This window comes from Streptomyces sp. LE64 (assembly GCF_052606915.1).
Genome location: NZ_CP199708.1, coordinates 3,540,134 through 3,554,629 on the forward strand (window position 1 = coordinate 3,540,134; position 14,496 = coordinate 3,554,629).

Annotated in this window: 14 protein-coding genes; 6 read left to right on the forward strand and 8 right to left on the reverse strand. The window is 73.8% G+C overall.

Going from position 1 to position 14,496, the window contains the following annotated elements; genetic code table 11:
• Positions 1-51: 51 nt before the first annotated feature.
• The 6 genes from pstC (at position 52) to ACSMX9_RS16080 (ending at position 7,320) form a co-directional block, all read left to right on the forward strand.
• Positions 52-1,065 (forward strand): phosphate ABC transporter permease subunit PstC, encoded by a 1,014-nt coding sequence (gene pstC / locus ACSMX9_RS16055; protein ID WP_351246271.1) that lies wholly within the window; start codon positions 52-54, stop codon positions 1,063-1,065.
• Positions 1,062-2,138 carry a phosphate ABC transporter permease PstA gene (pstA, locus tag ACSMX9_RS16060; protein WP_445394801.1) on the forward strand — a complete coding sequence of 359 codons (1,077 nt, stop codon included), beginning with the start codon at positions 1,062-1,064 and terminating at the stop codon, positions 2,136-2,138. The genes pstC and pstA overlap by 4 nt, the downstream gene beginning before the upstream one ends.
• 30 nt (positions 2,139-2,168) lie before the next feature.
• A complete protein-coding gene (pstB, locus tag ACSMX9_RS16065) occupies positions 2,169-2,945 on the forward strand; it encodes a phosphate ABC transporter ATP-binding protein PstB (RefSeq protein WP_445394802.1) in 777 nt (258 codons plus the stop codon).
• Between the two features lie 205 nt (positions 2,946-3,150).
• Entirely contained in the window at positions 3,151-4,419 is a 1,269-nt protein-coding gene (locus ACSMX9_RS16070; protein ID WP_445394803.1) for a GNAT family N-acetyltransferase, read from the forward strand.
• Positions 4,420-4,469: 50 nt separating this feature from the next.
• The gene (locus tag ACSMX9_RS16075; protein ID WP_445394804.1) at positions 4,470-5,144 is read left to right on the forward strand and encodes a TetR family transcriptional regulator; all 675 of its coding nucleotides are present in this window, start codon (positions 4,470-4,472) and stop codon (positions 5,142-5,144) included.
• A gap of 40 nt (positions 5,145-5,184) precedes the next feature.
• Positions 5,185-7,320 (forward strand): HelD family protein, encoded by a 2,136-nt coding sequence (locus ACSMX9_RS16080; protein WP_445394805.1) that lies wholly within the window; start codon positions 5,185-5,187, stop codon positions 7,318-7,320.
• 36 nt (positions 7,321-7,356) lie between these two features.
• Here the strand turns inward: ACSMX9_RS16080 and lpdA are convergent, their stop codons facing one another.
• The 8 genes from lpdA to ACSMX9_RS16120 form a co-directional block, all read right to left on the reverse strand.
• The gene (lpdA, locus tag ACSMX9_RS16085) at positions 7,357-8,769 is read right to left on the reverse strand and encodes a dihydrolipoyl dehydrogenase (protein WP_445394806.1); all 1,413 of its coding nucleotides are present in this window, start codon (positions 8,767-8,769) and stop codon (positions 7,357-7,359) included.
• Positions 8,770-8,908: 139 nt separating this feature from the next.
• Positions 8,909-9,427, reverse strand: coding sequence for a TIGR03618 family F420-dependent PPOX class oxidoreductase (locus ACSMX9_RS16090; RefSeq protein ID WP_445394807.1), 519 nt, complete (start codon positions 9,425-9,427; stop codon positions 8,909-8,911).
• A 104-nt stretch (positions 9,428-9,531) separates the two neighbouring features.
• Positions 9,532-10,017 (reverse strand): MarR family winged helix-turn-helix transcriptional regulator, encoded by a 486-nt coding sequence (locus ACSMX9_RS16095; RefSeq protein WP_445394808.1) that lies wholly within the window; start codon positions 10,015-10,017, stop codon positions 9,532-9,534.
• A gap of 80 nt (positions 10,018-10,097) precedes the next feature.
• Positions 10,098-10,880 (reverse strand): DJ-1/PfpI family protein, encoded by a 783-nt coding sequence (locus ACSMX9_RS16100; protein WP_445394809.1) that lies wholly within the window; start codon positions 10,878-10,880, stop codon positions 10,098-10,100.
• 133 nt (positions 10,881-11,013) lie between these two features.
• Complete coding sequence (locus tag ACSMX9_RS16105; protein WP_445394810.1) at positions 11,014-11,793, reverse strand: ABC transporter permease; 780 nt, start codon at positions 11,791-11,793, stop codon at positions 11,014-11,016.
• Entirely contained in the window at positions 11,790-12,782 is a 993-nt protein-coding gene (locus ACSMX9_RS16110) for an ATP-binding cassette domain-containing protein (protein WP_445403004.1), read from the reverse strand. Before ACSMX9_RS16110 ends, ACSMX9_RS16105 begins: the two co-directional genes overlap by 4 nt.
• Before the next feature lie 80 nt (positions 12,783-12,862).
• A complete protein-coding gene (locus ACSMX9_RS16115; RefSeq protein WP_445394811.1) occupies positions 12,863-13,705 on the reverse strand; it encodes a DUF4097 family beta strand repeat-containing protein in 843 nt (280 codons plus the stop codon).
• 95 nt (positions 13,706-13,800) lie between these two features.
• A complete protein-coding gene (locus ACSMX9_RS16120) occupies positions 13,801-14,307 on the reverse strand; it encodes a hypothetical protein (protein ID WP_445394812.1) in 507 nt (168 codons plus the stop codon).
• Between the last annotated feature and the right edge of the window lie 189 nt (positions 14,308-14,496).

A 14,496-nucleotide genomic window follows, 5' to 3' on the forward strand; every position in this document is an offset into this window, starting at 1 on the left:
CGCCGCCCGGAGCCGCACTCCCCGTACGGCTCCGCAGACCGGAGAACTCCCATGGACATTGCTACGAAGGACCACCCAGACAACCCGCCCCCGCCCGCCCCGTCGACCGCCGCGGTCGACGGGGGACGGGCCGCGCGGGGCGCCACCCGCCCGGGTGACCGGATCTTCCTCGGTCTGACCCGTGGTTCGGGCATCCTGCTGCTGGCGGTCATGGCCGCCATCGCGGGCTTCCTGACCTACCGGGCCGCGCTGGTGCTCACCAAGAACGAGGGCAACTTCTTCACCACGTTCGAGTGGAACACCGGGGTCAACCCGCCGGTGTTCGGCATCGCCGTGCTCGCCTTCGGCACCGTCGTCTCCGCGCTGATCGCCATGGTCATCGCGGTGCCGATCGCCGTGGGCATCGCCCTGTTCATCACCCACTACGCGCCGCGCCGGCTCAGCGGCCCCGTCGCGTACGTGATCGACCTGCTCGCCGCGGTGCCCTCGATCGTCTACGGCCTCTGGGGCGCGCTGGTGCTCGTCCCGCATCTGACCGGGCTGTTCGGCTGGCTGGACACCTACTTCGGCTGGACCGGCGTCTTCGAGTGGCAGGGCGGCGCCCCGCGCTCGATGCTGACCGTAGGCATTCTGTTGGCCATCATGATCCTGCCGATCGTGACCAACGTGTCGCGCGAGGTGTTCAAGCAGGTTCCGAAGATGCACGAAGAGGCCGCGCTCGCCCTCGGCGCCACCCGCTGGGAGGTCATCCGGATGGCGGTCCTGCCGTTCGGGCGCTCCGGCGTGATCTCCGCGTCGATGCTGGGCCTGGGCCGTGCGCTCGGCGAGACCATGGCGGTCGCCACCGTCCTGTCGCCGACCTTCGACATCAACGCCAGCCTGCTCGACCCGGGCGGCGGCACCTTCGCCCAGAACATCGCCAGCAAGTTCGGCGAGGCCAACACCGTCGGGCAGGACGCGCTGATCGCCTCCGGCCTGGTGCTGTTCGTCATCACCCTGCTGGTCAACGGTGCGGCCCGGGGCATCATCGCCCGCCGCAAGGAGTACTCGGGGGCCAACGGATGAACCAGTCGACCACCACCCGGCGTCCCGAGCGCCCGGCCCCCTCCCGGATTCAGGGCGCGAGCCTGCCGCGGTGGACCCCGTGGGCGCTCGCCGGGGCCTCCGTCGCCCTCTCGGTGGGCATCGGCCTCCTGTTCGACCTGCACAGCCGGGTGCAGTGGGGCCTGATCGCCGCGCTGCTGTTCGTGCTGCTGAGCTACGTCGTGGCGGCCCGGGTCGAGGGCCGGCGCCAGGCCCGCGACCGGGTCGCGACCAGCATCGTGTGGGTCGCGTTCCTGATGGCCGTGATCCCGTTGGCGTCCCTCATCTGGGAGACCGTCAAGCGGGGCGTGAAGGTCCTCGACGGCTACTTCCTCAGCCACTCCATGGGCGTGGTCGCCGACACCGAAAGCGGCGGCGGCATCTACCACGCCCTGATCGGCACCCTGGAACAGGTCGGCATCGCCACCGTGATCGCCGTGCCGGTGGGCGTGCTCACCGCGATCTACCTGGTCGAGTACGGCCGGGGCAAACTGGCCGCGGCCGTCACCTTCTTCGTCGACGTGATGACGGGCATCCCGTCGATCGTCGCGGGCCTGTTCGTGCTCAGCTTCTGGATCCTCATCCTCGACCTGGGCCCGTCCGGCTTCGCCGGCGCGCTGGCCCTGGCCATCCTGATGATGCCGGTCGTGGTCCGCTCCACCGAGGAGATGCTCAAGCTCGTCCCCAACGAGCTGCGCGAGGCGTCCCTCGCGCTGGGCGTGCCGAAGTGGCGGACCATCCTCAAGGTGGTGCTGCCGACCTCCATCGGCGGCATCACCACCGGGGTGATGCTCGCGGTCGCGCGCATCACCGGGGAGACGGCACCCGTGCTGCTCCTGGTGTGGGGCACCAACTTCATCAACAACAACCCCTTCGAAGGGGCGCAGGCGTCGCTGCCGCTGTACATCTACCAGCAGTACGCGAACAGCGCGGGCTCGGGCGCGGCGTACGACCGCGCCTGGGCCGCGGCGCTCACCCTGATCGCCTTCGTCATGATCCTGAACCTGGTGGCCCGCGGCATCGCCCGCTGGAAGGCACCGAAGACCGGTCGCTGACGCGTCCCGACGAAAGAAAGCGTGATTCCCATGGCCAAGCGGATCGACGTCAGCGGCCTCACCGCGTACTACGGTTCCCACAAGGCGATCGAGGACATCTCGATGTCCGTCGAGCCGAAGAGCGTGACGGCGTTCATCGGCCCCTCGGGCTGCGGCAAGTCGACCTTCCTGCGCACCCTCAACCGCATGCACGAGGTCACCTCCGGCGGCCGGGTCGAGGGCAAGGTGCTCCTGGACGGCGAGGACCTGTACGGCAACGGGGTCGACCCGGTCGCGGTGCGGCGCACGGTCGGCATGGTGTTCCAGCGGCCCAACCCGTTCCCCACCATGTCGATCTTCGACAACGTGGCGGCGGGCCTCAAGCTCAACGGCTCGTACAAGAAGTCCGAGTTGGACGACGTGGTCGAGAAGTCGCTGAAGGGCGCCAACCTCTGGAACGAGGTGAAGGACCGGCTGAACAAGCCCGGTTCGGGGCTCTCCGGCGGTCAGCAGCAGCGGCTGTGCATCGCCCGGGCCATCGCCGTCGAACCGGACGTGCTGTTGATGGACGAGCCGTGCTCGGCGCTCGACCCGATCTCCACCCTCGCCATCGAGGACCTGATCGGGGAGCTGAAGGAGCGGTTCACCATCGTCATCGTCACCCACAACATGCAGCAGGCCGCCCGGGTCTCCGACCGGACCGCGTTCTTCAACCTGGCCGCGGTCGGCCAGCCCGGCCGGCTCATCGAGATCGACGACACCGAGCGGATCTTCGCCAACCCGGCGGTGCAGGCCACCGAGGACTACATCTCCGGCCGCTTCGGCTGAGCCCTCGCCCCGGCCGCCCGAGCGGCGGCCGACCGTCTCCCCCCGTCCGCACCCGGTGCTCCGGTGGACGGGGGACCCTCCCCGCGGTGCTGCATGGCGGTGCCGCCGCGGGGACCCGGGCCCGCCCCCGCCCCCGGGGGCGGGCCCTCGCCGTGCGCGGAAACACGGACGACAGACGGGCCGCCGCCCCCCTAGCGTGGGGGGCATGGGTGTACAGCGAACCGACCTCGACGTGCGTCCCCTTGGGGACGGAGAACTGCCGGACTGGATCCGGGCGATGCGCACCGGATTCCTCCGGACGCCCACCCCCACCCCGAGGGAGGTGGAGATCCGTTCCGGGGCCCCGGGCCGGCTGTACGGGGCCTTCGACGCGGGCCGCTGCGTCGCCACCTACCGCTCCTTCGACCAGCGGGTGACGGCGGTCGGCGGCGCCCCCGTGGCCGCGAACGCGGTCAGCAACGTCACCGTCAGCCCCACACACCGCCGCCGCGGACTGCTGACCCGGATGATCGACGCCGACCTGCGCGCCGCCCGGGACCGCGGCGACCTGGTCGCCACGTTGATCGCCGCCGAGTACCGCATCTACGGCCGCTACGGCTTCGGGCCCGCCGCCGGCGCCACCGAGTGGGAGATCGACGTGGCCCGCACCGGGCTGGACCCCCGCCGCCCGGTCCCCGAGGAGCCGGGCGCCCGGCTCGACCTGGTCGACCCGGACGGGGTCCGTGCCCTGGGCCCCGCCCTGTACGAGCGGGTGCACCGGGGCCAGCCGGGCGCGGTGGACCGGGACGCGCGCTGGTGGCAGCGGGCCACCGGGTTGTTCGCCACCGGGGACGAGCCGTGGAAGGAGCCCTTCTGCGTGGTGCACCGGTCGACGGACGGCACCGTGGACGGGCTGCTCGTGTACCGCACCGACGAGAAGTGGGGCGAGGGCAAGCGGCCCCTGAACACCGCCGCCGTCGAGGAGTTGTCGGCCGCGACCCCGGCCGCGGAACGCGCCCTGTGGCGGTACCTGTGCGCCGTCGACTGGATCGCCACCGTGCGCACCGGCCCGCGCGCCCCCGACTCGCTGGTGGCCGACCTGTTCCCGGACGCCCGCGCGGCCCGGGTCACCACCGCCGCGGACTGGCTGTGGGTGCGACTGCTGGACGTGCCCGGGGCGTTGACCGCCCGGAGCTACGAGGCCGCCGGCTCGGTGGTGATCGAGGTGGTGGACGAGCCCCTCGCCGCCGGCGGCCCCTCGGGCGGCCGGTTCCGGCTGGACGCCGGCCCGCAGGGCAGCAGTTGCACGCCCACCACCGGCTCCGCCGAACTCGTCCTGCCGCTCGGTGCGTTGGCCCGGCTGTGGCTGGGCGACGCCTCGGTGCGGCGACTGGTGGACCTGGGCCTGGTGGAGGAGGAGCGTCCGGGCGCCGCCGCCCGCGCCGACGCCCTGTTCCGCACCGGCCGGCGGCCCTGGTGCCCGGACCTCTTCTGAGGCGGGTGGCGCCGGGCCCGCCGCCCGCGCGGGGTGGCAAGCTCGTCGGCATGAGCGAGGGTGAGATGGGGCTCCGGGAGCGCAAGCGGCTGCTGACCTACCGGACGGTGTCCGACACGGCGATCGCGCTGTTCCTGGAGCGGGGGTTCGACGAGGTGTCGGTGGTCGAGGTGGCGGCGGCGGCCGGGATCTCCAAGCCGACGCTGTTCCGGTACTTCCCGGCCAAGGAGGACCTGGTCCTGCACCGGTTGGCCGACCACGAGGGCGAGGCGGCCCGGGCGGTGGTCGCCGGCCGGGCCGCGGGCCGCGCCCCGCTGGTGGCCCTGCACCGGGACGTCCGGGACGGTCTGGACCGCCGCGAGCCGGTGACCGGGCTCAACGACGAGCCGGCGGTGCTGGCCTTCCACGGGCTGCTGTACGGGACGCCGGCCCTGGTCGCCCGGTTGTCCGGCCATCTGGAGCGGGCCGAGGAGCACCTGGCGCGGGCGCTGGCCCCGGGCGTCCCGGCGGACCGGCCGGTGCCGGTGGCGGCGCGGTTGGCCGCGGCGCAGGTGATCGCGGTGCGGCGGGTGTTGGCCCTGGAGAACCGGCGCCGGATCGTGGCGGGGGCGCGTGCGGCGGAGGTGGCGCAGGGGGCGCACGCCCGGGCGGACGCGGCGTTCGCGGACCTGTGCGCCGGGTTGCCGCGGTACGCGCGGGTCGAGCGAGGCGAGGTAACCGAGTAAAGAATGTAACTCGGTTAAGTTTTTGGGCTAGGGTCGCCCCATGTCGCCCTCCCCCGCCCCGGAGCCCCGTCCCGTCGAGCCCGCGACCGACCCCGCGACCGCCGCGCTGCGCGCGGAACGCGCCCACCACGACCGCTGCCGGGCCGCCGTGGACGCCATGACCGCCGATGCCGCACGGCAGGTCGTCACCGGGGCGGACGTCTCCGCCTCCGGAGCCGACGCCGAGGTCCTCGGCCGGGCGCTGCGCACCCGGGCCCGCGCCTTCGCCGAACTCCCGCCGGGCCCCCTCTTCTTCGGCCGCGTCGACTTCGCCGCCGGGCCCCCGGGCGACGGCCGGTCGGACCCCGACCACGCCGGGCAGCGCTACCACATCGGCCGGATGCGGATCACCGAGGAGCCCACCGCCCCGCCCCTGGTGGTCGACTGGCGGGCACCGGTCGCCCGGGCCTTCTACCAGGCCGCCCCGCACGACCCGCACGGCCTCGCCGTCCGCCGCCGGTTCGGCTGGGCCCCGGGCGGCGAGGGCGCCGCCGAGGACCTCACCGGGTACGAGGACGAGACCTTCGACGCACCGGGGGACGGCGCCCGGCCCGACCCCGGCGCCCCGGCGCCGGACGGCCTGCTCGCCGCCGAGATCCGCCGTCCCCGCACCGGGCCCATGCGCGACATCGCCGCCACCATCCAGCCCGACCAGGACGACCTGGTCCGCGCGGACCTCACCGAATCGCTCTGCGTCCAGGGCGCCCCCGGCACCGGGAAGACCGCGGTCGGCCTGCACCGGGCCGCGTACCTGCTCTACACCCACCCCCGGCGACTGCACCGCTCCGGGCTGCTGGTCCTCGGCCCCGGCCCCGCCTTCCTGCGGTACATCGCCCGGGTGCTGCCCTCCCTCGGCGAGGACGGCGTCCGCCGGTCCACGGTGGCGGAGCTCCTCGCCCGGCAGCCGGTGCGCGCCCACGACGCCCCGGACGCCGCCCGCGTCAAGCACGACCCCCGGATGGCCGAGGTGCTCCGCCGCGCCCTGTACGCACGGGTGCGCCCCGGGGCCGTCACGGACGCCGGTCTCACCGTCCCGGACGGCGCCCACCGCTGGCGACTGCCCGCCGCCGACCTCCGGGAGTTGGTCGCCGCCGTCCGCGCCGAGCGGCCCCCGTACGCCACCGGCCGCGCCCGGGTCGCGGCCCGGGTCGCCGCCCGGCTGCGGGAGGGGGCCGAACGCGGTGCGGGCCCGCGCGGCGAGGGATGGCTGCGCCGCACCGAGCGGTCCCGCCCCGTCACGGCCCTGCTGGACGCGGTGTGGCCCCGGGTGACGCCCGAGGAGGTCCTGGCCGAGCTGCTCGCCGATTCCGCCGCCCTGGACCGGGCTGCCGAAGGGTTGCTCGACCCGGCCGAACGGGCGGTGCTGCGCTGGGACCCGGCACGGACCCCGCGCTCGTGCCGGTCGGCGCGGTGGACGACGGCCGACCTGGTGCTGCTGGACGAACTCGCCGGACTCATCGCCCCGCCCGACGGATACGGGCACATCGTGGTGGACGAGGCGCAGGACCTCTCCCCGATGGAGTGCCGGGCGATCGCCCGCCGCGTCCCGCACGGCGCGCTGACCGTCCTGGGCGACCTGGCCCAGGCCACCACCCCGTGGGCGCCCCGCTCCTGGTCCGAACTCCTGGGCCACCTGGGGCGGCCCGGGGCCCGCCGGGCGGCCCTGAGCGCCGGGTTCCGGCTGCCGGCACCGGTGGCCGAGCTGGCGAACCGGCTGCTGGCCGGACTGGACGTCGAGGTGCCGCTGATCCGCTCGCTGCGCCACGACGGCGAGGTGACGATCCGTCAGGTGACGGACACCGTCGCGGCCGCGGTGTCGGCGGCCCAGGCCGCCCGGGCCGCCGACACCGGCTCGCTCGCGGTGATCGCGGCGGACGCGGAGGTGCCCCGGCTGCGCGCCGCGCTGACGGCGGCCGGGCTCGACCCCCGCGATCCGACGGACCCCGGTGCGGACGGCCCGCTGACGCTGCTGCCCGCCACCGTGGCCAAGGGGCTGGAGTTCGACCACGTCGTCCTCGTCGAACCCGCCGCCGTGCAGGAGGCGGAGCCGCGCGGGGCGCACCGGCTGTACGTGGTGCTGACCCGGGCGGTCACCCGGTTGGAGATCCTCCACCGCCGCCCGCTGCCGTTCGGGTGAGCCGCCCCGGCCGCACCCCGGAACCCGGAGCCGGACTCAGAGGTTGATCATGTGCCCGGCGAGTCCGTGCACGGCCTCCTTGACCGCCTCGCCGAGCGTCGGGTGGGCGTGCACGTTCCGCGCGACCTCGTGCACCGTGAGGTCCCACTGCTGGGCCAACGTCAACTCGGGGAGCAACTCGGTGACGTCGGGGCCGATCAGGTGACCGCCGATCAGCTCCCCGTGGGTGGCGTCGCTGATCAGCTTCACGAAGCCCGCGGTGTCGCCGAGCCCGTGCGACTTGCCGTTCGCGGTGAACGGGAACTTCGCCACCTTCACGTCGTAGCCCAGATCCCGGGCCTGCGCCTCGGTGTAGCCGAAGCTCGCGATCTGCGGCTGGCAGTAGGTGGCCCGCGGGATCATCGCGTAGTCGAGCTCCATCGTCTCGGCGTCGGCGAGGGTCTCCGCGGCGATGACGCCCATCGACTCGGCCGCGTGCGCCAGCATCAGCTTCGCGGTGACGTCCCCGATCGCGAAGATGTGCGGCACGGAGGTGCGGCAGCGACCGTCCACGTCGATCGCCCCGCGCTCGGTGACCCGCACCCCGGCCGCCTCCAGGCCGTACCCGGTGACGTTGGGCTGGAAGCCGATCGCCTGGAGCACCTTGTCGGCGGTCAGCACCTGCTGCGCCCCGTCCTTGCCGGTCACCGTCACCCGCACCTGCGGCCCGGACTCGTCGATGGAGTCCACCCGGGTCGAGGTCAGCACGTCGATGCCGAGCTTGCGGTAGCGGCGGGCCAGCTCCGTGGAGACCTCCACGTCCTCCAGGGGGGCGATCCGGTCGAGGAACTCGACGACCGTCACCTTCACCCCGTAGTTGTGCAGCACGTAAGCGAACTCCACGCCGATCGCGCCCGCCCCGGCGATCACCACGGACTGCGGCAGGTCCTCGGCGAGGATCTGCTCCTCGTAGGTGACGACCCGTTCGGTGCGCCGGGTGCCGGGCAGCAGCTTCGGGGTGGCGCCGGTGGCGATGATGCAGTGCTCGAAGGCGACGGTGCGGGTGCTGCCGTCGGCGGCGGCCACCCGCAGGGTGTGTGCGTCGACGAAGGTGCCCCGGCCGTCGATCTCGGTGATCGCGTTCTTCTTCATCAGGTAGTGGACGCCCTTGACCCGGCCGTCCGCGACCCGTCGACTGCGGCGGAACGCCTCCCCGTAGTCGAAGGACACCGTGCCCTCCACCCGGATGCCGAAGGTCTTGGCCTCGTGGGTGAAGATGTGCGCCAGCTCCGCGTTGCGCAGCAGGGCCTTGGTGGGGATGCAGCCGACGTTCAGACAGACGCCGCCCCAGTACTTCTCCTCGACGACCGCCACCTTCTTGCCCAGCTGGGCGGCGCGTACGGCGGCGACGTACCCGCCCGGTCCCGCGCCCAGGACGACGACGTCGAAGCGGTCTACATCCGTGGTCATGCGTCTGCTCCCTGCCCTCTGGTGGGGGTGTACCCCTCGATGGTGCCACCCGGGCGGACTCCCGCGGAGCGGGGCCGTCCGGTCGGGCGGCGCCCGGGCCGGGCCTCCCCGGCGTCCGGTCGGGGGGAACCTCCGCCGGTCAGCCGGTGACGTCGAGCGCGGTCCCGTACAGCCGCTCGACCCGCAGTCGCAGCACCACCCGCCGCTCGGCGACGGCGGTCGCGAGGAAGGCCGCCTCCTCCGCCGGGTCCTCGAAGCCCGGGGTGAGGGCGAGCAGCTCCCGCCCGACCGGGTCGCCCGGCACCGCGGTCGGCTCGGACACCTCGACGGTGCCCTCCGCCACCGCGAACGACCACACGTCGGGCCCCGGCACGTGCAGCGCCGCCCGCGGACTCCTGCGCAGCAGCCGGGTCTTGAGCCGCTCGACGGTGCTGGACACCCGGACGGTGCGCTCGTCCGGGTCCCACCCGTACAGCACCGTCGACAGGTGCGGGTGCCCGGTGGAGCGGACCGCGGCGAGCGTCCCGAACCGCCCCGCGGCCAGCAGCGCGGCGAGCGCGCCTGCGTCCAGCACCCGGGGCGGCGGGCCGGACCGCTCCCCGGTCGCGGGGGCGTCTCCGGTCGCGGGGGCGGTGCGGTCGTGGGCTGCGGCGGACATGTCGGACCTCCTGGTGGGGACGGTGCGGGGCGTGACGACATGAACGACCGTAGCAGATGGTTTTGTTGCAGACTATTTGTTTCGGTCTCCCCGGGGGTGGGGTTTCAGTGGGACCGGCGGGCCCGCCGGGCCGGGCGGGGCGCGGCGACCGGGGTGGCCAGCGGGCCCCCGGCGAGGAGGTCCAGGGCGCGCAGCAGCGCCTCGCGGTCCTCGCCGGGCAGCGCGGCCAGCACCTCCCGGTGGACCCGGTCGGCGATCTCCTGGCTGCGTCCGGCCGCCGCCGCGCCGGCCTCGGTGACCGCGACGATCCGGGCCCGCCGGTCCGTCCGGGCGGGGCGGCGCTCGGCGAGGCCGGCCGCTTCCAGGGCGTCGACCGTGACCACCATCGTGGTCTTGTCCATGCCGCCGAGTTCGGCGAGTTGGATCTGGGTGCGCTCCGCCTCCAGGGCGTGCACCAGGACGCAGTGCATCCGGGCGGTGAGTCCGACCTCGGCCAGCGCGGCGGCCATCCGGGTGCGCAGTACGTGACCGGTGTGGTCGAGGAGGAACGAGAGGTCGGGCGCGGTGCGCCGCGGGGCCGGGTGGGTCATGGGCGCCAGGGTAACCACATCCGTCCGGCACGGGACGATCCCGTGGCGGATCGTCCCGTACCCTCTCCGCCGGTCAGCGGTCAGCGGGCGGCGTCGGCGATCAGCTTCAGGGCCAGGGCCCGGGTGGCCACGTCGGCCTTCTCGGGGCTGCCGGAGTCGAAGGGGGGCTCGGGGTCGTACTCCACCGCCAGTTGGACCGCCCGGGCCACCTGCTCGCCGGAGAGCGTGGCGGCCAGGTGCAGGGCCATGTCGATGCCGGCGGAGACCCCGGCCGCGGTGATGACCTTGCCGGCCGTCACGAACCGGCCCGGTGCGTACACCGCGCCGACCTCCTTCAGGTAGTCGCGGGAGGCCCAGTACGTGGTGGCGGGCAGCCCGCGCAGCAGGCCGGCCGCGCCGAGGATCAGCGATCCGGTGCAGACGGAGGTCGTCCACCGGCTGTGCCGGTGCACCCCGCGGATCCACTCCAGGACGCGGGCGTCCCGCATGGTCGCGACGGTCCCGCGTTCGCCCCCGCCGGGCACCACCAGCACGTCGGCGCGCGGCAGTTCGCGCAGTGACCGTTCAGCGACCAGGCCGAGCTGCCCGGTGTCGGTGCGCACCGGCCCGCGCCGTGCGGCCACCGTCGTCACCCGGACGCCCGGGAGTCGGCACAGCGTCTCGTAGGGCCCGACCGCGTCCAGCGCGGTGAACCCGTCGTACAGCAGCACCGCCACGTCGAGGGACTCCCGCGGCGGGGGAGCGGCGGCGGATTCGGCCCGGGCCGCGGTGGCCGTGGCGGTGGAGGCGAGTCCGGTGGTCAGGGTCACGGCGGCGGCGGTGCGCAGCACCCCGCGTCGGCCCCGTGCGGGCGGGTGGTTCATGGGCGGCTCCTCGCTGTCGTCCGGTCGTCCCAGTGGTCGGGGCGGGGCGGCCGGAGGTTCCCGGGCGCACGGGGAGGGCCCGGGTGGTGGGCTCCCCCCTGTGGGGCCCACCACCCGGGCTCGTCGGGTGCCCTCAGCGCTTGGTGGTGCCGTTGAACAGCGAGCGCGACCAGAAGTAGCCGATCATGGCCACGCCGACGCACCAGGCGAGGGAGATCCAGCCGCTGTTGCCGATCGCGCTGCCGGTCAGCAGCCCGCGCAGGGTCTCGGTCATCGGGGTGAAGGGCTGGTGCTCGGCGAACCAGCGCAGCCCCGGGGACATCGACTCGGCCGGCGCGAACGCGGAGCCGAGGAAGGGCAGGAACTGGACCAGCAGCGGCTTGTTGCTCGCGGACTCCACGGTCTTGGAGATCAGGCCCAGCGCCGCCGACAGCCAGGTGATCGCGAAGGCGATGCCCGAGACCAGACCGGCCGCGGCGAGCCACTCCAGCGCGCTCGCGTCGGACCGGAAGCCGAGGGCGAGGGCGACGCCCACCACCAGCACCAGGCTCACCAGCGTCTGGATCATGCTGCCGAGGACGTGGCCCGTCATGAACGAGGAGCGGACGATGTTCATGGTGCGGAAGCGGTTGATGATGCCCTCGGTCATGTCGGAGCAGACCGCGATCGAGGTCGACATCGAGCCGGACGCCACCCCCATGATGAGGATGCCGGGGGTCAGGTAGTCGAGGTAGGCGTCCCGGCCGCCCATGCTGCTGCCCATCGACTCGCCGAAGGCGTATACGAAAAGGAGGAGCATGGAGATCGGCATCATGGCGCTGCCGAACGAGACCGCCGGGTAGCGGACGGCGTGCTTGAGGTTGCGCCGCAGCATCGTCGTCGAGTCCTGCACGGTGTGGGCGAGGGTGCTCATCGCTGGGTCTCCTTGACGTGCAGGGGGGCGGCGGCGGTGCCCTGGCCGGTCAGGGCGAGGAAGACGTCGTCCAGGTCGGGGGTGTGCACGGAGAGGTCGGCCGCCCGGACGTCGGCGGCGTCGAGCCGGTCGATCAGGGCGCGCAGGGCGTCCAGGCCGCCGTCGCCCGCGATGCGCAGGGCGAGTTCCTCGTCGTCCCGGGCCGCCCCGGCGAAGGCCGAAGCGGCCCGCTCGTACGCGGCGGGCTCGCTGAACCGCAGCCGGACGTGGCTGCCGGGGATGCGTCCCTTGAGCTCGTCGGCGGTGCCCTCGGCGACGATCCGGCCGCCGTCGAGCACGGCGATCCGGTCGGCCAACTGGTCCGCCTCCTCCAGGTACTGGGTGGTGAGGAAGACCGTGGTGCCGCCCGCGACCAGCGAGCGCACCGTGTCCCACATGGTGCGACGGCTACGGGGGTCGAGTCCGGTGGTCGGCTCGTCCAGGAAGATCACCCGGGGGTCGCCGACCAGGGTCATGGCGAGGTCCAGTCGGCGCCGCATGCCGCCGGAGAAGGTCGCCGCCCGCTGGTGGGCGACGTCCGCGATGTCGAAGCGTCGGAGCAACTCCCGCGTGCGGGCGCGCCCTTCGCGCTTGCCCAGCCGCAGCAGGTCGGCCATGAGGAGCAGATTCTCCTCGGCGGTCAGCAGGTCGTCCAGGGCGGCGAACTGTCCGGTGACGCCGATCGCGGAGCGCACCCCCGCCGGCGCGGTGGCGATGTCGTGGCCGGCGACCTGGGCCCGTCCGCCGTCCGCGGCGACGAGGGTGGAGAGGATCTGCACGGTGGTGGTCTTGCCGGCGCCGTTGGGGCCGAGCAGCGCGAACACGGAACCGGCCGGGATGTGCAGGTCGATGCCGTCGAGCACGGTCTTGTCGCCGTAGGACTTGCGCAGGCCGAGGGCGGAGACCGCGGCGGGTGCCGGTGCGCGCTCCGTACGTCTTGTTGTGGGCATGACAGAAGAAGGCATGGGGCCCTCCCGTTCGGGGCTGGGGTGACGGAGGGAGACGGAGCCGGTGAGGGGGTGTCCGGGGGTCAGGCCCGGGCGCGCCGCACCTCGATGTTGCCGAAGCGGGTCCGGGCGCGGACCTCGACGGTGTCCTCGCTCTTGCCGGGCCCCTCGGAGCCGGTGAGCGCGTTGTGCACCTGCCCCATCTCGGAGCTGACGTCCAGCCAGGCGGCGGTGCCCTCGCTGACGCCGACCGCGATGGAGCCGAAGGCGGTCTCCAGCCGCACCTGTCCACTGGTGACCGCGTCGACCCGCAGGGCGCCGTGCGCGGTGGTGGCGGCCACCGACCCCCCGGCGTGACCGATGACGATGTCCCCGTTGGCGCCGCGCACCCGCAGCTCGCCGAGCGCGGTGCCGACGGTGGTGCTGCCGTGCGAGTTCTTCAGCACGGCGTCCCCTTCGATGGTGCCGACGTGCAGCCGGCCGGAGCTGGTGGAGATCTCGGCGGCGCCCGTCACCCGGTCGATGTCGATCTCGCCGTGCGCGGCGGCCAGTCGCAGCCGACCGGTCGTGTCGAGGCGGACGTCACCGGTGGAGGTCTTCACGCGCACCTCGCCGAGTCGCCCCTCGCCGACCACCCGGGTCCAGGAGCCGGTCGCGTGCACGGCGGAGCCGGCGGGCAGCTCGACCGTCACGTCCACGGTGCCGATGCGGCCGAGCATGCCGGCCTTGGGCGTGCGGACGGTCAGTTCGCCGTCCTCGAAGGTGACCGCGGTCTGCCCGGCCGTCCGCACGTCCCGGTCCTTCTGCGGGTCGCGGGGCCGCACCTCGACGACGGTGTCGAGGCGGTCGCCCGCGGCGAACCGGACGGAACCGCCCTCCACGTGCGCGGTGACGGAGATCGGCTGGGGGGTGTCGAAAGAAGGCATGGCGGTACCGTCCTCGTGGGTCTCGGGATCGTCCCTCGCGGGACGCACTGGGGTGAACGGGACGTGCAGGGAAAGCAGGGGTACGGGGGGCGCGGTCAGCGCACCCAGCCCGTGAAGCTCTGACCGACGGCGCGGGACGTCTCCACCGTGCGCGGCTGCGCGCTGCCGACCGCCGCAGACACGGCCCGCACCAACCACGCGTTGACCGACAGGCCCTCGCGGCTTGCGGCCTCCTCGGCGCGCGCCTTGAGGTGCGCCGGCAGGCGCAGGTTGACCCGGGCGGTGCCGCCCTCCTCGCCGCCGGCGGGTGCCGCGAGCGGTTCCACGGGCGGCGCGGCGTCCGCGGCACCGCTGTCGGCGGGCGGCGGGGTCACCACGAAGTCGGGGTCCACCCCGCGCAGTCGGACGTCGACCGAGCCGGGCGCCAGTTCGCGGGTGATCTCGTCCATCGCGGCGGAGAGCACGTTGAGCATGACCAGACGGGTCGCCGACTCCAGCGGGGCGGTGAGCCGCTCGGCCAGCTCGCGGGCGTCCTCCCCGCCGGCCTCGGCGGCCACGGCGAGTTCGCGTCGCAGGGTGTCGACATACGGTGTGAGGTCCATGACGCAATAGTGGCATCACGATGGCGCATGCGCAAGCCTGAGTGGTGCCATAGTGGCTTTGACGGTGGCGCCATGGGGTTTGAGCTGCGGAAATGTTCAGAGAATCGAGCCGGTTTCGATGCTCGACGGGCGCTCGCAGAGTGCAATGGGTGCAGGTTTGGCGCTGAAATGGCACCGATTGGCGCTGAA

Excerpts from the sequence above, each read along its gene's own strand:
- ACSMX9_RS16110 (WP_445403004.1), bottom strand. The coding sequence starts at position 12,782 with ATGCCCACAACAAGACGTACGGAGCGCGCACCGGCACCCGCCGCGGTC.
- ACSMX9_RS16080 (WP_445394805.1), top strand. The coding sequence starts at position 5,185 with ATGTCGCCCTCCCCCGCCCCGGAGCCCCGTCCCGTCGAGCCCGCGACC.
- ACSMX9_RS16095 (WP_445394808.1), bottom strand. The coding sequence starts at position 10,017 with ATGACCCACCCGGCCCCGCGGCGCACCGCGCCCGACCTCTCGTTCCTC.
- ACSMX9_RS16105 (WP_445394810.1), bottom strand. The coding sequence starts at position 11,793 with ATGAGCACCCTCGCCCACACCGTGCAGGACTCGACGACGATGCTGCGG.
- ACSMX9_RS16115 (WP_445394811.1), bottom strand. The coding sequence starts at position 13,705 with ATGCCTTCTTTCGACACCCCCCAGCCGATCTCCGTCACCGCGCACGTG.
- ACSMX9_RS16070 (WP_445394803.1), top strand. The coding sequence starts at position 3,151 with ATGGGTGTACAGCGAACCGACCTCGACGTGCGTCCCCTTGGGGACGGA.
- pstC (WP_351246271.1), top strand. The coding sequence starts at position 52 with ATGGACATTGCTACGAAGGACCACCCAGACAACCCGCCCCCGCCCGCC.
- ACSMX9_RS16075 (WP_445394804.1), top strand. The coding sequence starts at position 4,470 with ATGAGCGAGGGTGAGATGGGGCTCCGGGAGCGCAAGCGGCTGCTGACC.
- pstB (WP_445394802.1), top strand. The coding sequence starts at position 2,169 with ATGGCCAAGCGGATCGACGTCAGCGGCCTCACCGCGTACTACGGTTCC.
- lpdA (WP_445394806.1), bottom strand. The coding sequence starts at position 8,769 with ATGACCACGGATGTAGACCGCTTCGACGTCGTCGTCCTGGGCGCGGGA.
- ACSMX9_RS16100 (WP_445394809.1), bottom strand. The coding sequence starts at position 10,880 with ATGAACCACCCGCCCGCACGGGGCCGACGCGGGGTGCTGCGCACCGCC.
- ACSMX9_RS16090 (WP_445394807.1), bottom strand. The coding sequence starts at position 9,427 with ATGTCCGCCGCAGCCCACGACCGCACCGCCCCCGCGACCGGAGACGCC.
- pstA (WP_445394801.1), top strand. The coding sequence starts at position 1,062 with ATGAACCAGTCGACCACCACCCGGCGTCCCGAGCGCCCGGCCCCCTCC.
- ACSMX9_RS16120 (WP_445394812.1), bottom strand. The coding sequence starts at position 14,307 with ATGGACCTCACACCGTATGTCGACACCCTGCGACGCGAACTCGCCGTG.